At 68.4% G+C, this 14598-nt stretch carries 15 protein-coding genes; 3 read left to right on the top strand and 12 right to left on the bottom strand.

From position 1 onward, the window contains the following. Nucleotides 1-16 precede the first annotated feature (16 nt). Entirely contained in the window at nucleotides 17-1573 is a 1557-nt protein-coding gene (locus tag HUA78_RS42285) for a ChaN family lipoprotein (protein WP_174456805.1), read from the top strand. A gap of 3 nt (nucleotides 1574-1576) precedes the next feature. Here HUA78_RS42285 and HUA78_RS42280 read toward each other — a convergent pair whose 3' ends face one another. The 10 genes from HUA78_RS42280 to HUA78_RS42235 form a co-directional block, all read right to left on the bottom strand. Further along, nucleotides 1577-2512 carry a hypothetical protein gene (locus HUA78_RS42280; RefSeq protein WP_174456806.1) on the bottom strand — a complete coding sequence of 312 codons (936 nt, stop codon included), beginning with the start codon at nucleotides 2510-2512 and terminating at the stop codon, nucleotides 1577-1579. Nucleotides 2513-2772: 260 nt separating this feature from the next. After that, nucleotides 2773-3159: a hypothetical protein gene (locus tag HUA78_RS42275; protein WP_174456807.1), complete on the bottom strand. Its 387-nt coding sequence runs from the start codon at nucleotides 3157-3159 to the stop codon at nucleotides 2773-2775. A gap of 145 nt (nucleotides 3160-3304) precedes the next feature. Next, nucleotides 3305-3838, bottom strand: a complete 534-nt coding sequence (locus HUA78_RS42270; RefSeq protein ID WP_174462487.1) for a hypothetical protein — start codon at nucleotides 3836-3838, stop codon at nucleotides 3305-3307. A gap of 103 nt (nucleotides 3839-3941) precedes the next feature. Continuing rightward, entirely contained in the window at nucleotides 3942-4736 is a 795-nt protein-coding gene (locus HUA78_RS42265) for a class I SAM-dependent methyltransferase (protein WP_174456808.1), read from the bottom strand. Continuing rightward, nucleotides 4726-5502, bottom strand: coding sequence for an SDR family NAD(P)-dependent oxidoreductase (locus tag HUA78_RS42260; protein WP_174456809.1), 777 nt, complete (start codon nucleotides 5500-5502; stop codon nucleotides 4726-4728). The genes HUA78_RS42265 and HUA78_RS42260 overlap by 11 nt, the downstream gene beginning before the upstream one ends. 150 nt (nucleotides 5503-5652) lie before the next feature. Next, on the bottom strand, nucleotides 5653-6480 hold the full coding sequence (locus HUA78_RS42255; protein WP_174456810.1) for a 3-keto-5-aminohexanoate cleavage protein: 828 nt from the start codon (nucleotides 6478-6480) through the stop codon (nucleotides 5653-5655). Continuing rightward, entirely contained in the window at nucleotides 6477-6875 is a 399-nt protein-coding gene (locus tag HUA78_RS42250; protein WP_371745792.1) for a hotdog fold domain-containing protein, read from the bottom strand. Before HUA78_RS42250 ends, HUA78_RS42255 begins: the two co-directional genes overlap by 4 nt. Continuing rightward, on the bottom strand, nucleotides 6872-7657 hold the full coding sequence (locus HUA78_RS42245; RefSeq protein WP_174462490.1) for an OAM dimerization domain-containing protein: 786 nt from the start codon (nucleotides 7655-7657) through the stop codon (nucleotides 6872-6874). The genes HUA78_RS42250 and HUA78_RS42245 overlap by 4 nt, the downstream gene beginning before the upstream one ends. Nucleotides 7658-7661: 4 nt before the next feature. Then, nucleotides 7662-8138, bottom strand: a complete 477-nt coding sequence (locus HUA78_RS42240) for a hypothetical protein (RefSeq protein WP_141646621.1) — start codon at nucleotides 8136-8138, stop codon at nucleotides 7662-7664. Continuing rightward, nucleotides 8135-9685, bottom strand: a complete 1551-nt coding sequence (locus HUA78_RS42235) for a lysine 5,6-aminomutase subunit alpha (protein WP_174478799.1) — start codon at nucleotides 9683-9685, stop codon at nucleotides 8135-8137. Before HUA78_RS42235 ends, HUA78_RS42240 begins: the two co-directional genes overlap by 4 nt. A gap of 260 nt (nucleotides 9686-9945) precedes the next feature. On the opposite strand from HUA78_RS42235, the gene HUA78_RS42230 reads away from it, so the two are divergent. Beyond that, on the top strand, nucleotides 9946-11478 hold the full coding sequence (locus HUA78_RS42230) for a catalase (RefSeq protein WP_141646623.1): 1533 nt from the start codon (nucleotides 9946-9948) through the stop codon (nucleotides 11476-11478). A gap of 149 nt (nucleotides 11479-11627) precedes the next feature. Next, nucleotides 11628-12242, top strand: a complete 615-nt coding sequence (locus tag HUA78_RS42225) for an ankyrin repeat domain-containing protein (RefSeq protein ID WP_174462492.1) — start codon at nucleotides 11628-11630, stop codon at nucleotides 12240-12242. 111 nt (nucleotides 12243-12353) lie between these two features. Here HUA78_RS42225 and HUA78_RS42220 read toward each other — a convergent pair whose 3' ends face one another. Continuing rightward, on the bottom strand, nucleotides 12354-13385 hold the full coding sequence (locus HUA78_RS42220; protein WP_141646625.1) for an L-erythro-3,5-diaminohexanoate dehydrogenase: 1032 nt from the start codon (nucleotides 13383-13385) through the stop codon (nucleotides 12354-12356). 195 nt (nucleotides 13386-13580) lie between these two features. Next, nucleotides 13581-14588, bottom strand: a complete 1008-nt coding sequence (locus tag HUA78_RS42215; RefSeq protein ID WP_174456813.1) for an esterase family protein — start codon at nucleotides 14586-14588, stop codon at nucleotides 13581-13583. Between the last annotated feature and the right edge of the window lie 10 nt (nucleotides 14589-14598).

Genomic DNA, 14598 nt, shown 5'->3' with positions numbered 1-14598 from the left:
GGGATCGCCGCACTCCATGCGCGACTCGCTCGCCCTGCACCTTGCCCTCTTCCGTCGTCAGCGGGCACAAATCGCCCGCGTGGTGGACGGGCAGACAGATGCCTTCCGCTCCTACGAGGCCCGCTACCGGCGGCGTACCGCCAGCTATCGGCGCGTCCTGCCGCTGACCGAGGTGCACCAGCGCGTGCGCGCCTCGGACGTGGTGTACGTGGGCGACTACCACACGCTGCCGTTGGCGCAGCAGACCTACCTGGAGCTCGTCGAACGCGCGCTCACCTCGGGTCGCCGCGTCGTCCTGGCCCTCGAGTGCATCGAGGGCCGACACCAGGCCTCGCTCGATGCCTGGCGCACGGGACGTCTCTCGGAGCGCTCCCTCCTGGCGCGGCTGGGCGGTGAAACGGAGGGTGCGGGCTTCGGCCCGGGCACCACGCTGCGCACGCTGCTCGCCTTCGCCCGGCGCCACCGCCTGGAAGTCGTGGGCATCGACCGGCGCGCCCAGGGTGAACGCTCGCTCGCGCTGAGGGATGCCTACGCCGCGGAGCGCATCGCGCGGGTCGCCCGAGCCGAGGACCGTCCGCTCGTCCTCGTCCTGGTGGGCCAGTACCACGTGGCGCCGTGTCACCTGCCCACGCAGGTGGAGCGCGCGCTCGGTGACGACACGCGACGAGGCCTCGTCGTCTACCAGAACGCGGAAGGCGTCTGGTGGCGGCTGGCCCGCGACGGGCGCATGGGCGTGGCCGAGGCGGTGGAGCTGGCGGACGACACCGTGTGCCTGCTCAACGCCTCCCCTGTCGTCTGCCAGCAAAGCTTCCTGGATTACCTGGAAGCAGAGGCCGGAGACTCACCGTTGATGGACCGGGGCGCCTCGGAGCGCTTCCGGGAGATGGCGGCGCTCATCGGCCGGCTCGCGGGTGTGCCGGTGGTGCGCGCGCTGGAGTCGGTGGAAGTCGCCACGGTGGCGGACGGAGACGTGCTGGCGCGCATCCAGCGGCGCGGGCGCTTCACGCAGGCGGAGCTGTCCCAGTTGCGCCGCCACATCCTGTCTCGGGAGAGCAGCTATATCCCCCGAGCGCGGACGGCCTATCTTGCCTCGCTGTCCTTGAACCACGCGGCGGAAGAAGCCGCGCACTTCGTGCGGCACTGCGCGGTGGGCAGCGCGATGGAGGCGCCTCGCACGGCGTCCGACGCGTTCTACGCGCGGTGCATGGAAGAGGCGCTGGGGTTCTTCGGCTCCCGACTGGTGAACCCGCGACGCACGTGTCTGGGGCTGGCCGAGTGGGCGAAGCGTTTCGGCGAGAGCCGAGGCGTCGAGCGGCAGGTCTCCGCCTTCGTGCTGGCGCACAAGGCCGCGGAGCTGGAGGCGCCCGAGGAGGCGGTGAAGCTGCTGCCCCTGCGCAAGGACCGCCTGTTCCATGGCGTCAGCCACGCACTGGGCTACCTGCTCGGAGACAGGCTCTACCGCGCGTTCGACGAGGGGCGCCTGGCGAAGGCGGAAGTCCGCGCCTTGTTCAGGGACCCCTTCGTGGAGGCGCGGACCGTGTACTTCACGTGGGCCGAGCGGCTGCGCGACTGAGGCTCACGGCGCCTGCTCGTGGGAGGCCTCCGGCTCCGGAGGCTTCGCCGCATCGGGCGCGGGCGCGAAGGTGCCATCCGACAGCAGGTCTCGCCTCGTCGCGGGATTGTCCTCGGTGACGACGCTGATGCTGCCATCCGGGAACAGGACGTAGGTCACCGCCGTGTCCACGTGGCCCACCGCCAGCGAGGTCAGCTCCGGATAGAGCATCAGCAGGGCCAGCTCCGTCTCCAGCGGCCCCTTGAAGTGCTGGTGCAGGTGGGCATCCATCCGCGAGGCATCCTCGGTGATGGGCGCGACGTCGACCGCGATGACGCTCGGGTGCAGCTTCACCTGCTCGCGCAGCGTCCTGCCATCCGGAGCGAAGCGGAACCGGAAGTCACCCCCGTAGAAGAAGCGCTTCGGATCTCGCGTGCCCTGCAGCGTGTACACGGTGATGTCGCCCGACGCCTCCCGGACGACCACCGGGTTGACGCTGGTTCGCCCGAAGGTCTCCACGGTGATCTGCTTCGCCGTCTTCACGGCCCGAGCCACGGGACTGAAGTCGACGGGAAGCGTGTCCACGGGGATGAGTTCCATCCATTCGGGCTCCTCGTGCGGCGCCTTCAACGCGTAGGCCGGGATGAAGGTCCCCGCGTCGTCCACCCGGCCGAAGAGGCCGTACCACGCGCCCTCGTGAGGCAGGGTGACGTGCATCTGCATCCGGGCGGGACTCAGGTCCACGTCCTTGCTCTCCATCAGCACGTCCGTGGCGCGAATGGCGGCACGCTCCGCCTCGACGATGTAGCGGGCGCGGGCCTGGACCCGGAGCAACTCCGCGTCGTCCACGGGAGTTCGAGAGGGAGCAGGAGCCGCGGCGTCGCCGAGGAACGCGCGCGACGAGTGCGCACCGCATCCGACGAGCGACACGAACACCACCAGGGACACCACCAGTCGCATGCGAGACCTCGTGCCACGAGTCTGCGCGATTCCCCAAGGTCCGTCACGCCGCGCGTGCGCGTCGTCGGCGAGGCCGCTTGCTTCCAGGGCCCCTCTGCGCTCGTCGAGAATCTTCAGGCGGCCTCCACCACGATCTCCATCTTGGAACCGCGGGTTCCGTGATGACGGCGGGAGGCGGGTGCGGCACGGCCCGCCGGGGTCAGCGTCTGGCCTGTCTTGGGAAGGCCTCACGCTCCATGGGAACCCGCTGCCTTTCTGACTCAGGTCTTCGTGGGCGCGGTGGCCTGCACGGCGGACTTCACCTTCTCGCGCAAGGCACGGACGCGCTCACGCGCCTGGAGGCGCTGGTCCTCGGAGAGCTGACCGCCGGCCGCGTCACGCTGGGCCTTCAGCTCCTCTCGCAACTGGCGGGCCTCCGTCTTGAACTGGTCCGCCTGCGACTGGGTGAGGCGACCTTCGGACACCGCGCGGTCCAAGCGGTGCTCCATCCGGGCGAGCTTCCGCTCTCCCTTCATGCCCTTGTGGCCATGCCGCCCGTGGTGGCCCTCCTTGCATTGCGGCGCGGGCGCGGTGTCCTCCGCGAGCACCGGAACGGAGAACAGGAGCGAAGCCGTGACAAGGGAACGCAGCAGGAAACTCTGACGCATGGTGAGGCTCTCCAGTGGGTTGAACTGGACGCGAGCGGCACTCCCGCTCGCGTCCTCGTTGCCTGGAAGAACCCCGCGCGGAGGAGAAGGTTAAATCCACGCTCCGGCACCGGGCTGGAGCACCTCCCCTCCCCCTTCGTGCTCGCTAGCCCGCCGTGCAGTCATTGAGCGCGTAGGAGAAGTCGCGCCGCGGCGTCTGGCCCGGGTCCTGGTTGACGACGCCGATATCCAGGAGCTGGTCCGACACCTCCTGGGTGGGTCCACCGATGACGAGCGACTGCCGCGTCACCTTCGTGGAGAACATGCCCATCTTCCCAATCGTCCCATTGGGCTCGCGGCGCCAGCAGCTCACGATGCGCGGGTCCGACGGGGCGAACTGGCAGGACGTGTACTGCCCCACCACCTCGCGCTTCAGGTAGATGCAGCGGCAGTCCCACGGGTCATAGACCTGCGTCGCCACCACGCCCTCGTAGCCCGTCGCCGTCTGCTTCAGCTCGAAGTAGCTGCCGTCCTGCGGGATTTCGCAGAACAACTTCACGTCACCCACCGCGCGGTCCTTCTTCTGCTCCAACACCGCGCCTGACTCGGACGACACCGGCGACGGCGCCGGCTCACAACCCGCGCCCAGCAGCGCGAGGCTCACGAAACAGAACGAGGAGATACGCCAGGGTGTACGCATTTGCGCTCCTTGCGGGAAGTCCTGGGGATTCCAGGACAACCCGCATGGGAGTCTTTTCAGACCCTCAGCGCAACCCACTTTTGTGTCGCGAAGGCTCGGGTGCTCAGGGCGCGCCGGGTTTCACCGCGCGGGTGGCGATGAAACCCTCGAAGTATTCGGAGAGTTTGTCGCCCGCGACGTGCCGGTCCTCGAAGAAGCCAGCGAGGAGGAAGCCCGCGTCGAGCTGTCCGCCCATCTGGTCCTGGAGCGAGTGCCCCACGCAGAGGGGCTCACCCTTGTCGGTGTACCTGCTGCGCTCGGCATCCGTGAGGCTGGTGAAGTCCGAGTACGGCATCTTGTACTTGAGTTGCATCACCCCCTGCTCCTGGAGGTCCGGGTCGAACAGGAAGATGACCGGGTTGCTGAAGCCCGACAGGAGCGCGCCGCCCGGACGCAGCACACGGAAGGCCTCGCGCCAGACGGGCCGCACGTCGTCCACGAAGGCGTTGGAGCACGGGTGGAAGATGAGGTCGAAGCTTCCGTCCTCGAATGCGGACAGGTCCTTCATGTCCCCCTCCACCAGCCGCAGCTCCAGGCCCTCCCGCTCCGCCACCTTGCGGTCCTGACCGAGCTGCGCGGGCGAGTTGTCCAACACCGTCACCCGCGCGCCCGCCGCCGCGAGCACTGGCGCTTGTTGTCCGCCCGCGCCCGCCAGACACAGCACCCGCTTGCCGGTGACATCACCGAACCACTCGCGCGGCACGGGCTTTGTCGGGGTGAGGACGATGCTCCACTCCCCTCGCTTCGCCGCGGCGATGACCTCTGGCGTCACCGGTACCGTCCACCGGTCTCCCGCGGCCACCTGCCGGTCCCACGCCTCGCGATTGTACTTCCGCACGTCCACGGACTCAGTCGTCATGCAGCACCCTTCCTTCCATGCCTCCCGCCACGGTGATGACCTCACCCGTCACATGGCCGGAGATGCGATCCGATGCGAGCGTCACCACGACGCGCGCGACATCCTCGGGCTGGCCCACCTTGCGCAACGGCATGGTGCGCGTCACCCGCTTCACGAAACCCTCGGCCTCCAGCTTGGCGCGGTTGCGGTCCACCTCCGTCCAGCCGGGGCAGACCACGTTGACGCGCCCCAGCGGGGCGATGCGACCCAGCTCGTTCTTCAGGCTGCGCACGAAGCCGCTCGCGAGCGCGCCCTTCGCCGCCGCGTAGTCGGCGTGCCCGGCCTCGCCGAACAGACCCGCCGTGGAGCTGACGATGACGATGTTGCCCACGCCCGTGGTGGACACGTGCCGGAGGAACGCGCGGCAGCACAGGAAGACGCTGTCCAGGTTCTCCGCCAGCGTGCGGCGCCAGCGCGCCAACGACATCTCCCAGACGGGCTCATCCGGGGCGGGCCACACACCCGCGTTGCACACCAGCACGTCCAGCCGGCCCAGCGCGGCCACCGACGCGGGCACGAGGGCATCCACCTCCGCCTCCACCGTCAGGTCCGCGCCCACCGCCGCGCCGCCCACCTCACTGGCGAGCTTTCGCGCCTGCGCCTCGCGAGAGCGGTAGTGCACCGCCACCTTCGCGCCTTCGTCGGAGAACGCTCGGACCAGCGCGATGCCAATACCGCCCGCGCCGCCCGTCACCAGGACGCCTTTGCCCCTCAGCTCCGTGTCCATTCAGATGGCTCCTCGGAAGACATGGGGCCCTGTCGCGCCGGAATCCGGACAGACGGGTGGCGTCCGGCTGCTGCCGACGCAAAAGGCCCGCGGTTGCTGACATGGAAAAGAAAACCGCCGACGCGAGGAAGGCGCGTCGGCGGGAGTTCATCAGCTCAGGCGCAGAAGCTTGCGCGCCTGCTCTGGCGTCGCGGGCTCGCGGCCATGGGCCCGGGCGCGTTTGGCGGCCTCGGCCACCAGCTCCCAGTTGCCCTTCGCGAGCACGCCCTTGGACACGTAGATGTTGTCCTCCAGGCCCACCCGCGCGTTGCCGCCTCGCTTCGCCGCCTCGTCCACGAAGGGAAGCTGGTGACGGCCCACCGCGGCCACCGTCCAGGTGCTCCCCTCCGGCAGCGAGGCAATCATGAAGTCCAGCACCTCCGGCCGCGCCTGCAGCGTGCCCGGCACGCCGAGCACGAAGTCGAAGTGCGCCGGCAGGTCCACCAGGCCCTCCTTCGCCAGATAGCGGGCCTCGTCGAGCATGCCCACGTCGAAGCACTCCAGCTCCGGCCGGAGGCCCAGCGCCTTGATTCTCTTGGCGATGTCCCGCACCAGCGGGCGCGGGTTCCAGAACACCTCTTCGCCGAAGTTCACCGTGCCCGTGGTGAGCGTGGCCATGTCCGGCCTGTCCTCTCCCGTGAGCGTCAGCGGGCCACAGCGCTGGTCCACCGTCATGCCCACCGCGCCTCCGGTGGACGTCTGGATGAGCACGTCGGTGCGCTTGCGGATGGCCCGGATGGCGGCCCGGAACAGCTCCGCGTCCTGGGACGGTTTGCCGTCCGCGGTGCGCACGTGCAGGTGCACCATCGCCGCGCCGGCCTCGCGACAGCGCAAGGCGTCCTCGGCGATCTCCTCGGCGGTGATGGGCAGGTGCGGCGTCTGCTCGCGCGTCGTCTCCGCGCCCACCATCGCCGCGGTGATGACCATGGGAGTGCTCATCGCTGGCCTCGCTGCTTGTCCTTGGGAACCACGCAGGTGCCCGAAGCACGGCACACCACGACAGGCTCCGGCAACAGGTCCGCCGCCGAATCATTCACATCCGTGCGAGGCCGGATGACCTTGCGGGCCTCGAAGCGCATCTTCCGCGACGTGTTGCCCGCACTGATGATTTCGCCCTCCGCCTCGATGAAGTCTCCCGCGTACACCGGCGCCAGGAACTCCACCGAGTCGTATGCGCGGAACAGGCCCTCGTCGCCGTCCGCCCGGATGCACAGCTCCGTGGCCACGTCGCCGAACAGGCCCAGCATGCGCGCGCCGTCCACCAGGTTGCCGCCGTAGTGCGCGTCGTGGCTGCTCATGCGCAGGCGGATGATGGCCTTCGTCCCAGTGCTCACGTCGGCTCTCCCTGGTAGTGCGCGTCCTTGGGCTCCTTGCCTTCCTTCTTCAGGAGCGCATGGACGATGTAATTGGCCACGTCGGACGGCTTGGTGCCCGGCCCGAAGCCGGCGTCGAAGCCCAGCTCCAGCGCCAGCTTGTGGTCCACGCGCGGGCCACCCAGGAGCAGTTGCACCTTGCCGTGGATGCCCGCGGCCTTCGCCGCGTCGATGAACTGCCGCGAGTTGTCCTTGTGCACGTCGCGCTGCGTGACGACCTGGCTCACCAGGATGGCGTCGGCCTTCTTCGCCATCGCCTTCTTGATGAGGTCCTCGTTGGGCACCTGGCTGCCCAGGTTGAACGCCTCGAACCCGGGGTAGCGCTCCAGGCCGTAGTCGCCCGCGTAGCCCTTCATGTTCAGGATGGCGTCGATTCCCACCGTGTGAGTGTCCGTTCCCGTGCACGCGCCGAACACGACGATGCGACGGCCGACCTTCTCCTTGATGAAGGCGTTGAGGTCGTCGAAGGACATCTTCTTCACGACGACTTCCGGCACGTCGATTTCGGCGTAGTCCAGGTACATGCCCGAGCGGGCGTACACGATGAAGAACGTGTAATTGTCGGCGGCGCGCTCGGCGGCGGCGACCTTGACGTCGGAGAACCCCATCTTCTTCGTGAAGACGGCGGCGGCCTCCTTGGCCTTCTCCGACAGGGGCACCGGCAGGGTGAACGACAGCTGCACCACGCCGTCGTCCCGACGGTCTCCGTAGGGACGGATGATCTGCTTGCTGGGCTTCACCATCGGATCATTTCCCCCCGGCCCGCTGAATCTTCACGCTGGTGCCCACCTTGTCGGCGAGCGCGGCGAAGCGCTCCTTCTTGCGCTGCTCCAGGTGGAAGACGACCGACCACGTCGTGCGCCCATCGCACCCGACGTACGTCACCGTGTCCACCACCCCGCCGTTCGTCGAATTGTCCGAGTCCAGCCGCTTGGCCGCCGGCTGCCCGCCCACCTTGAGGCGCTCCCAGTTGGCCCCGCCGATGCCGGCGACAATCTTGTCCACGCAGACCTGGGCCTTCATGCCCGCCGTCTGCACCGAGCCCACGTCCACCAGGAAGTACGCATCGCCGCTGGGCGCGGTGAACTTGGTCGTCCCGTCCTCGACGGAGCGGTTCCACGCGGCGGGCACCTGCACGCCCACGTTCTTCACCTGGAACTGCGCCAGCGAGTCCGCCGAGCCGCCCGCGGCCATCACCACGGTCAGGATGGTACCGAGCATCATGTTGCCTCCAGGATTTCCAGGAACGGGTTGAAGTAATCGGGAGCCTTCTCCATCACGCCATCCAACCCCTTGCCGCCGGTCTCCTCGCGCTTCACGTCGCCGAAGTGACCCTTGCCAATGGCCGCCACCATGCCCTCGTCGCGGCACTCCTGGAGCAGCTTCATCGCCTGGCCGAACACCTCGCGGGCCCGGTTGGCGATCTTCCCGTCCTCGCGAACGGTGAACTCCTCGTCGATGCCCCGCGCGGCGCGGTGGATGTAGTTGGCGGACTTGAGCGCCACGAAGCGGTCCGCGAGCAGCGGCGTGTGCATGGCCTCCGTCATCATGCCGAGCAGCTGGATGCCCTGCTTCGTCCAGATGGCCACCAGGTCCGCCATCACGTCGTACGCGTGGCTGAAGAAGATGTCCGTCTCCTTGTGCTTGGTGGGCGGCATGTACTTCAGCGGCGCGTCCGGGAAGCAGCGGCGCACCAGCATCGCCTGCGACAGCTCCAACAGGAGCGTGTCGTCCCGGTACGGGTCGATCTCGTACGAGTGGCCGATGCCCAGCTGCCAGTCCTTGAGGCCCGCGCGCTTGGCGAAGCACTCGTTGATGAACTGGCTGGCGATGACGGTGTGGGCCGCGTCGAACGCGTCCGCGGTGGTGATGTAGTTGTCCTCGCCGGTGTTGATGATGATGCCGGCGAGCGCGCAGATGCGGCGGCTGAAGTACTGGTCGATGAAGGTGCGACGCATGTTGATGTCGCGGAAGAGGATTCCGTACATCGCGTCGTTGAGCAGCATGTCCAGCTTCTCGTAGGCCGCGCAGAAGGCGATCTCCGACATGCACAGGCCGGACGAGTAGTTGGTGAGCTGGATGTAGCGCTTGAGCTTGCGGCTCTCCTCATCCAGGGCCTCGCGCATGATGCGGAAGTTCTCCTGGGTGGCGTACGTGCCGCCGTAGCCCTCCGTCGTCGCGCCGTGAGGCACGTAGTCCAGCAGGGACTGCGCGGTGGAGCGGATGACGGCGATGACGTCCGCACCCGCCTGGGCCGCGGCCCGAGCCTGGTCCACGTCGTCGTAGATGTTGCCCGTGGCCACGATGACGTACTTGTGCGGCGCCGGCGACATGGGGAACTGCTGGCGGAGCGCGTCGCGCGCGGCGAGGCGGGACTTCATGTCCTCCAGGGCGGAGCGGGCTTCCGCGCGCACCTCGGCGCGGAGGTTCTGTTCGACTTCCGGAGACAGGGGACCCAGCTTGTCCGTCGGCAGCGCCGTCAGCCGCTCCACGGCCTCCAGCGGGCTCTTGGCGCCCAACTGGAGCGCCCGGCCATACCAATAAGCGGCGCCCCGGTTGAGCACCCCGGCGGCCTTGAGCTTGTCGACCATCAGGTTGGCGAGCGGAACCCCCCGCGCGCCGGCCCCGGAAATGCCGAAGAAGCGCAACACGGTGCGCTCGATGGATACAGTGGTGTTACGGCGGATGAGGTCGAAGATCGGGTTGACGATCTCTTCCGCCAGAGTGCGCGCGTGCGCAATCTGCGCGTCGTCAATGAACGGGCCAGGCATCCGCGCACCTTACCCGCCCAAACGCCTACAGGAAGCGCCGAAGCAGACCCCGAACGCGCTGCCGCACCGCATTATCGGTTCTGGAGCCAACGCACCGAAAAAGCGATGTTCCCCTGCACCGAGCAGGCGGTGTTTCCACCGACATGCCGGTGAGTGGCGCTGTTGGCTTCGTGACAAGCCTTTGGATTTATTGGAATCCAGGAATCGGCACGGCGCGTGCTCTGGAGCGGTCCGCCTCATCCCCCGAGAGGAGACTTCGAATGAAAACCCGCTCCCTGTTGCTGTCGGCCGTGTTGCTCAGTGGTCCTGCCTTCGCGGCCAATCCGCCGCCCCTCACCACGGACACCGGTGCCGCCGTGGGCACCAATCAAAGCTCCAAGACGGCCGGCCCTCGCGGCGGCATCTTGCTGGAGGACTTCCACCTCATCGAGAAGCTGGCCCGGTTCGACCGCGAGCGCATCCCGGAGCGCGTCGTCCACGCGCGCGGCACGGGCGCCTACGGCGTCTTCGAGAGCTACGGCAACTTCTCCAACCTGACGCGCGCGTCGGTCTTCTCCAGCAAGGGGAAGAAGACGCCCCTGTTCGTGCGCTTCTCCACCGTCATCCATCCGTCCGGCTCGCCGGAGACGCTGCGAGACCCACGCGGCTTCGCGCTCAAGTTCTACACGGACGAGGGCAACTGGGACCTGGTGGGCAACAACCTGCCCATCTTCTTCATCCGCGACGCCATCAAGTTCCCGGACATGGTGCACTCGCTCAAGCCGTCGCCCATCAACAACAAGCAGGACCCGAACCGCTTCTTCGACTTCTTCTCCCACATCCCCGAGTCCACGCACATGCTGACACAGGTGTACTCGGACATCGGAATCCCGGCGAACTACCGCCAGATGAACGGGCACGGCGTCCACGCGTTCAAGTTCGTCAACGCCAAGGGTGAGTACCGCTACGTCAAGTTCAACTGGGCCTCGCAGCAGGGCGTCAAGAGCCTGACCTCCGAGGAGGCCGCGCGCACCGCGGGCGAGGACCACCAGCACGCGACGACGGACCTGTATGCGTCCATTGGCGCGGGCAAGTTCCCCGCGTGGGAGCTGTCCGCGCAGGTGTTGGACCCCAAGGACCTGGACAGCTTCAGCTTCAACCCGCTGGACCCGACGAAGATCTGGCCGGAGGACAAGGTGCCCTCCGTCAAGCTGGGCAAGTTCGTCCTCAACAAGATGCCGGACAACTTCTTCGAGGAGACCGAGCAGGCCGCGTTCTCCCCCGGCGTACAGCCCTCCGGCATCGAGCCGTCCGAGGACCGCCTCCTCCAGGGCCGGCTCTTCTCCTACGCGGACACGCAGCGCTACCGCGTGGGTGCCAACTACCAGTCCCTCGCCGTCAACCGCTCGCGCGCCTCGGTGAACAGCAACAACCAGGCGGGCAGCATGAACATCGCCAACACGAAGTCGGACGTGAACTACGAGCCGAGCATCGCCCGTGAGTCGCAGGAGTCCCCCGCCGACCTCTTCTCGCGCGCCGCGCTGTCCGGCACCACGCAGCAGCAGCCCATCGAGAAGACGGACAACTTCTCGCAGGCGGGCGCCTTCTACACGGCGCTCGACGCGGCCGCGAAGGACCGGCTGGTGAAGAACCTGGCCGCGGACCTGGGTCAGGTGCGTGACGCCCGCGTGAAGGCGCGCATGGTCGGCCACTTCTACGTCGCCAACGCGGAGTACGGCACCAAGCTGGCCAACGCGGTGGGCGTGAAGGTGGATGACGCTCGCGCCGCCGTGGCCCCGCTCGCCACGCGCTGAAGCTCGCGGTGATTCACACGGGTCTCGGCGCCAGGGTGTCGCCGGGCCCCCTTGAGAGACGGCCGGGGCGTGGCCAGGGAAGGCGCGCTCCCCGCGAGGTGGCCTCCCCCGCCCCGGCCTTCTCATCCGACTTCGTCTGGAGGACGACCATGTTTCGCAAGGTGCTGCTCGGAGCCCTCGGTCTCCTGGTGCTGGTGTGCGCGGTGCTGACGGCCGCCTGGTGGTCCCTGCGCGCGGAGCCCGCGCCCCAGGGGCGGATGCTGGCCACGAGCGAGGCGGAGAACTACCTGCTCGCCGCCGCGCGCGTCGGTGACACGGAGATTGTCACGGGGTTGCTGAAGGCCGGAACCCCCGTGGAGGCTCGCGACTCGCGGGGCTTCTCGCCGCTCATCCTCGCGGCGTACCACGGCCATCTGGACACCGTGCGGGCGCTGCTCGCGGCGGGTGCGGATGCATGCGCGGGCGACAAGCGCGGCAACACGGCGCTGATGGGCGCGGCCTTCAAGGGCTACGGCGACGTCGTCGCGCTGCTGAACCAACAGCCGTGCGCCGTGGACCAGGCCAACAGCCTGGGCCAGACGGCGCTGATGTTCGCCTCCCTCTTCGGGCGGCGGGAAGTCGTGGACCAGCTCCGCGAGAAGGGCGCCTCTCCCGAGGCTCGCGATGCCAGTGGCCGGAGTGTCGGCGACTGGGCGCGGACGCAGACCGAGCCCCAGGCACCCGTGGCGCCCGAGACCGATGGCGCGTCCTCCGCCGCGAGGTAGTGCGACACGACGCTCACGTCGCGACCGATAGCCTCGCGGAGGATGCGGCGACAGGGGCCTGACGCGCGGGGAGCAAGCCTCTCTGGACGGGCTTGCACCCCGCAGCCTCGTTCAGACGTAGCGCGTGGCGAAGAGCTGGAGCAGCGCCGGCTCCGTGCGCAGCAGCGCCAACGTCAGCGAGGCATGACCGGGCACGTAGCCGTTGCCCACCAGCATGGTGACGTCCTTGCCCACGCCCTCGGCGCCGAGCGCCGCCGTCGTGAAGCTGGTGGCCATGGAGAAGAAGATGGCCGTGCCGCCATCCTTCACCGAGAGAATGGTGGCCATCTCCGTGTTGCCCACGCTGGCGCAGTTCACCACCAGGTCACAGAGCTGCCCATCCGTGGCCTGGCTCACCGCCTCCATCACGTCCACGCCCTGGGTGGCATCCACCTTCAGCGCCACGTCACACAGGCCGATGGACGACAGCATGTCGAGCGCCGCCTGGGACACGTCCAGCGCGATGAGCTTGCCCCGGCTCTCCAGGTTGCGCCGCGCCTGCGCCAGACACAGCGCCCCGCTCTTGCCCGCGCCCAGCACCGCCACCGTCATGCCCGGCCGCACGTAGCGCGCCACCAGCGCGGGCGCGCCGCACACGTCCAGCGCCGCCAGCGCCAGCGTGTCCGGGATGTCCGACGGGAGCTTCGCGTAGATACCGCTGGCAAAGAGCACCGCGTGCCCTCGAATGTCCAGCCGGTCGATGTCCACCTGGACGGCCTTCACCTCTTCAATCACCAGCGGAGTCAGCGTCAGGCTCACCAGCGTCGCGATGCGGTCTCCAATCTGGAGCTGCCCCTTCGCCGGGTGCTTGGCGCCAATCTCCTTCACGCGGCCAATCAACATGCCGCCCGAGCCCGTGACGGGGTTCTGCATCTTCCCCCGCTCCCGGACGATCTCCTGGATGCGCTCGCCGATGCGCGCGGGGTCGCCGCCCACCTCGCCCTTGATCTGCTTGAAGGAGGCCGCGTCGATGTTGAGGCTCTCCACGTCGATGAGCACCTCCGAGTCGCGGCACGGCAGCGAGGGGTCCAGCTTCCGCGCACGCTGCGGCAGCACACCCTTCTCACCGACGACGCGAGACAGCCCGTAGAGGTCGTTGCTCATGTTCCCATCTCCCTGAAGGTCTTCCCGCACCTGCCACCGAGCCACCGTGGCGCGCGGGCGCTCTGCCTCTACCCGCTCCCCTGGGGCAATGGCCAGCGCAACGTCACGCTTCCGAGGGATGACGTCACGCGGCAATCAGTCCCGGGGCCCCACGTCCCATGGGGCCCGTCCAGGACCGACGCCGCGCCCGGTCCGCTACTCCCGCGCGAGCTTCGGCAGGAGGACCGACAGCGACCGCTCGAAGCGATAGCTCACGCCGGAGTGGCCGTCCTCGAACTCCTCGTGCACCAGCTCCACGCCGGCGTTCTTGAGGTCGTCCGCCAGCATCCGCGTGCCCCAGCGCATGTTGAACTCGTCTCGGGTGCCGCAGTCCAGGAAGACGGTCTTCATCTTCCGGTAGGCGTCCAGGAACTTGGGCACGAAGCGCACCGGGTCATGCACCAGCCACCGGTTCCACACGTCGATCTTCAACCGGCCCGTCTGCGCGTCGAAGGGCAGCTCCAGGTTGAGCGGCTCTCCCTTCTTCGGCGAGTACGCCGCCGCCATCGCCAGCGTGTTCACCACCGGAAAGTCATCGCCGCGCATCTTCGTCTCGCGCACGCGCTGGCGGAACTCGCCCTGCCAGGCCTCGATGCCTCCGGCCTTGAGGAGCACGCCCGCCGCCTTCGGCAGGTCCGGCAGGTAGCAGTACTCGAAATACGAGTCCGCCGAGTGCGCGCCCAGGTGCGAGAAAATCTCGGGGTGGTAGCGCCCCATCACCAGCGCGCCATACCCGCCCGAGCTGTGTCCCAGCACGGCTCGCGACGCCGCCTTGGGCAACGTGCGGAAGGTGCGGTCCACGAAGCCGACGATGTCCTTGGCCAGGTAGTCCCGGTAACGGCCGATGGCGTCGCTGTTGATCCACTGGCTGCCGCCCAGGGACGTCCAGCCATCCGGGAAGACGCCCACCACCGGAGGCACCGCGCCAGACTCGATGAGCGCGTCCAGCCGCTCGGGCACGCTGGGCGCGAAGCCCGAGGCATTCGTCCAGCTGCCTCCGCCGCTGCCAAACGCGTGCAGGAAGTACACGGCCGGATAGCGTCGGTCTCCCTCGCCATACCCTGGCGGCAGGTACACGGTGAGCCGCCGCCGAGCCGGGTCGCCCAACGGATTGGACTCCAACGCGGGCGACTGCACCTCGCGCGTTTCCAACAATCCCCTCATCTGAGTCTCC

Origin of the sequence: Myxococcus sp. CA033, from assembly GCF_013336625.1 — a bacterium.
GTDB classification, from domain to species: Bacteria; Myxococcota; Myxococcia; order Myxococcales; family Myxococcaceae; genus Myxococcus; species Myxococcus llanfairpwllgwyngyllgogerychwyrndrobwllllantysiliogogogochensis.
The sequence above is the reverse complement of the archived record's forward strand: the minus strand, read 5'-3'. Positions and strand labels throughout refer to the sequence as shown.

Excerpts from the sequence above, each read along its gene's own strand:
- HUA78_RS42285 (WP_174456805.1), top strand. The coding sequence starts at position 17 with ATGCGCGACTCGCTCGCCCTGCACCTTGCCCTCTTCCGTCGTCAGCGG.
- HUA78_RS42280 (WP_174456806.1), bottom strand. The coding sequence starts at position 2,512 with ATGCGACTGGTGGTGTCCCTGGTGGTGTTCGTGTCGCTCGTCGGATGC.
- HUA78_RS42275 (WP_174456807.1), bottom strand. The coding sequence starts at position 3,159 with ATGCGTCAGAGTTTCCTGCTGCGTTCCCTTGTCACGGCTTCGCTCCTG.
- HUA78_RS42270 (WP_174462487.1), bottom strand. The coding sequence starts at position 3,838 with ATGCGTACACCCTGGCGTATCTCCTCGTTCTGTTTCGTGAGCCTCGCG.
- HUA78_RS42265 (WP_174456808.1), bottom strand. The coding sequence starts at position 4,736 with ATGACGACTGAGTCCGTGGACGTGCGGAAGTACAATCGCGAGGCGTGG.
- HUA78_RS42260 (WP_174456809.1), bottom strand. The coding sequence starts at position 5,502 with ATGGACACGGAGCTGAGGGGCAAAGGCGTCCTGGTGACGGGCGGCGCG.
- HUA78_RS42255 (WP_174456810.1), bottom strand. The coding sequence starts at position 6,480 with ATGAGCACTCCCATGGTCATCACCGCGGCGATGGTGGGCGCGGAGACG.
- HUA78_RS42245 (WP_174462490.1), bottom strand. The coding sequence starts at position 7,657 with ATGGTGAAGCCCAGCAAGCAGATCATCCGTCCCTACGGAGACCGTCGG.
- HUA78_RS42240 (WP_141646621.1), bottom strand. The coding sequence starts at position 8,138 with ATGATGCTCGGTACCATCCTGACCGTGGTGATGGCCGCGGGCGGCTCG.
- HUA78_RS42235 (WP_174478799.1), bottom strand. The coding sequence starts at position 9,685 with ATGCCTGGCCCGTTCATTGACGACGCGCAGATTGCGCACGCGCGCACT.
- HUA78_RS42230 (WP_141646623.1), top strand. The coding sequence starts at position 9,946 with ATGAAAACCCGCTCCCTGTTGCTGTCGGCCGTGTTGCTCAGTGGTCCT.
- HUA78_RS42225 (WP_174462492.1), top strand. The coding sequence starts at position 11,628 with ATGTTTCGCAAGGTGCTGCTCGGAGCCCTCGGTCTCCTGGTGCTGGTG.
- HUA78_RS42220 (WP_141646625.1), bottom strand. The coding sequence starts at position 13,385 with ATGAGCAACGACCTCTACGGGCTGTCTCGCGTCGTCGGTGAGAAGGGT.
- HUA78_RS42215 (WP_174456813.1), bottom strand. The coding sequence starts at position 14,588 with ATGAGGGGATTGTTGGAAACGCGCGAGGTGCAGTCGCCCGCGTTGGAG.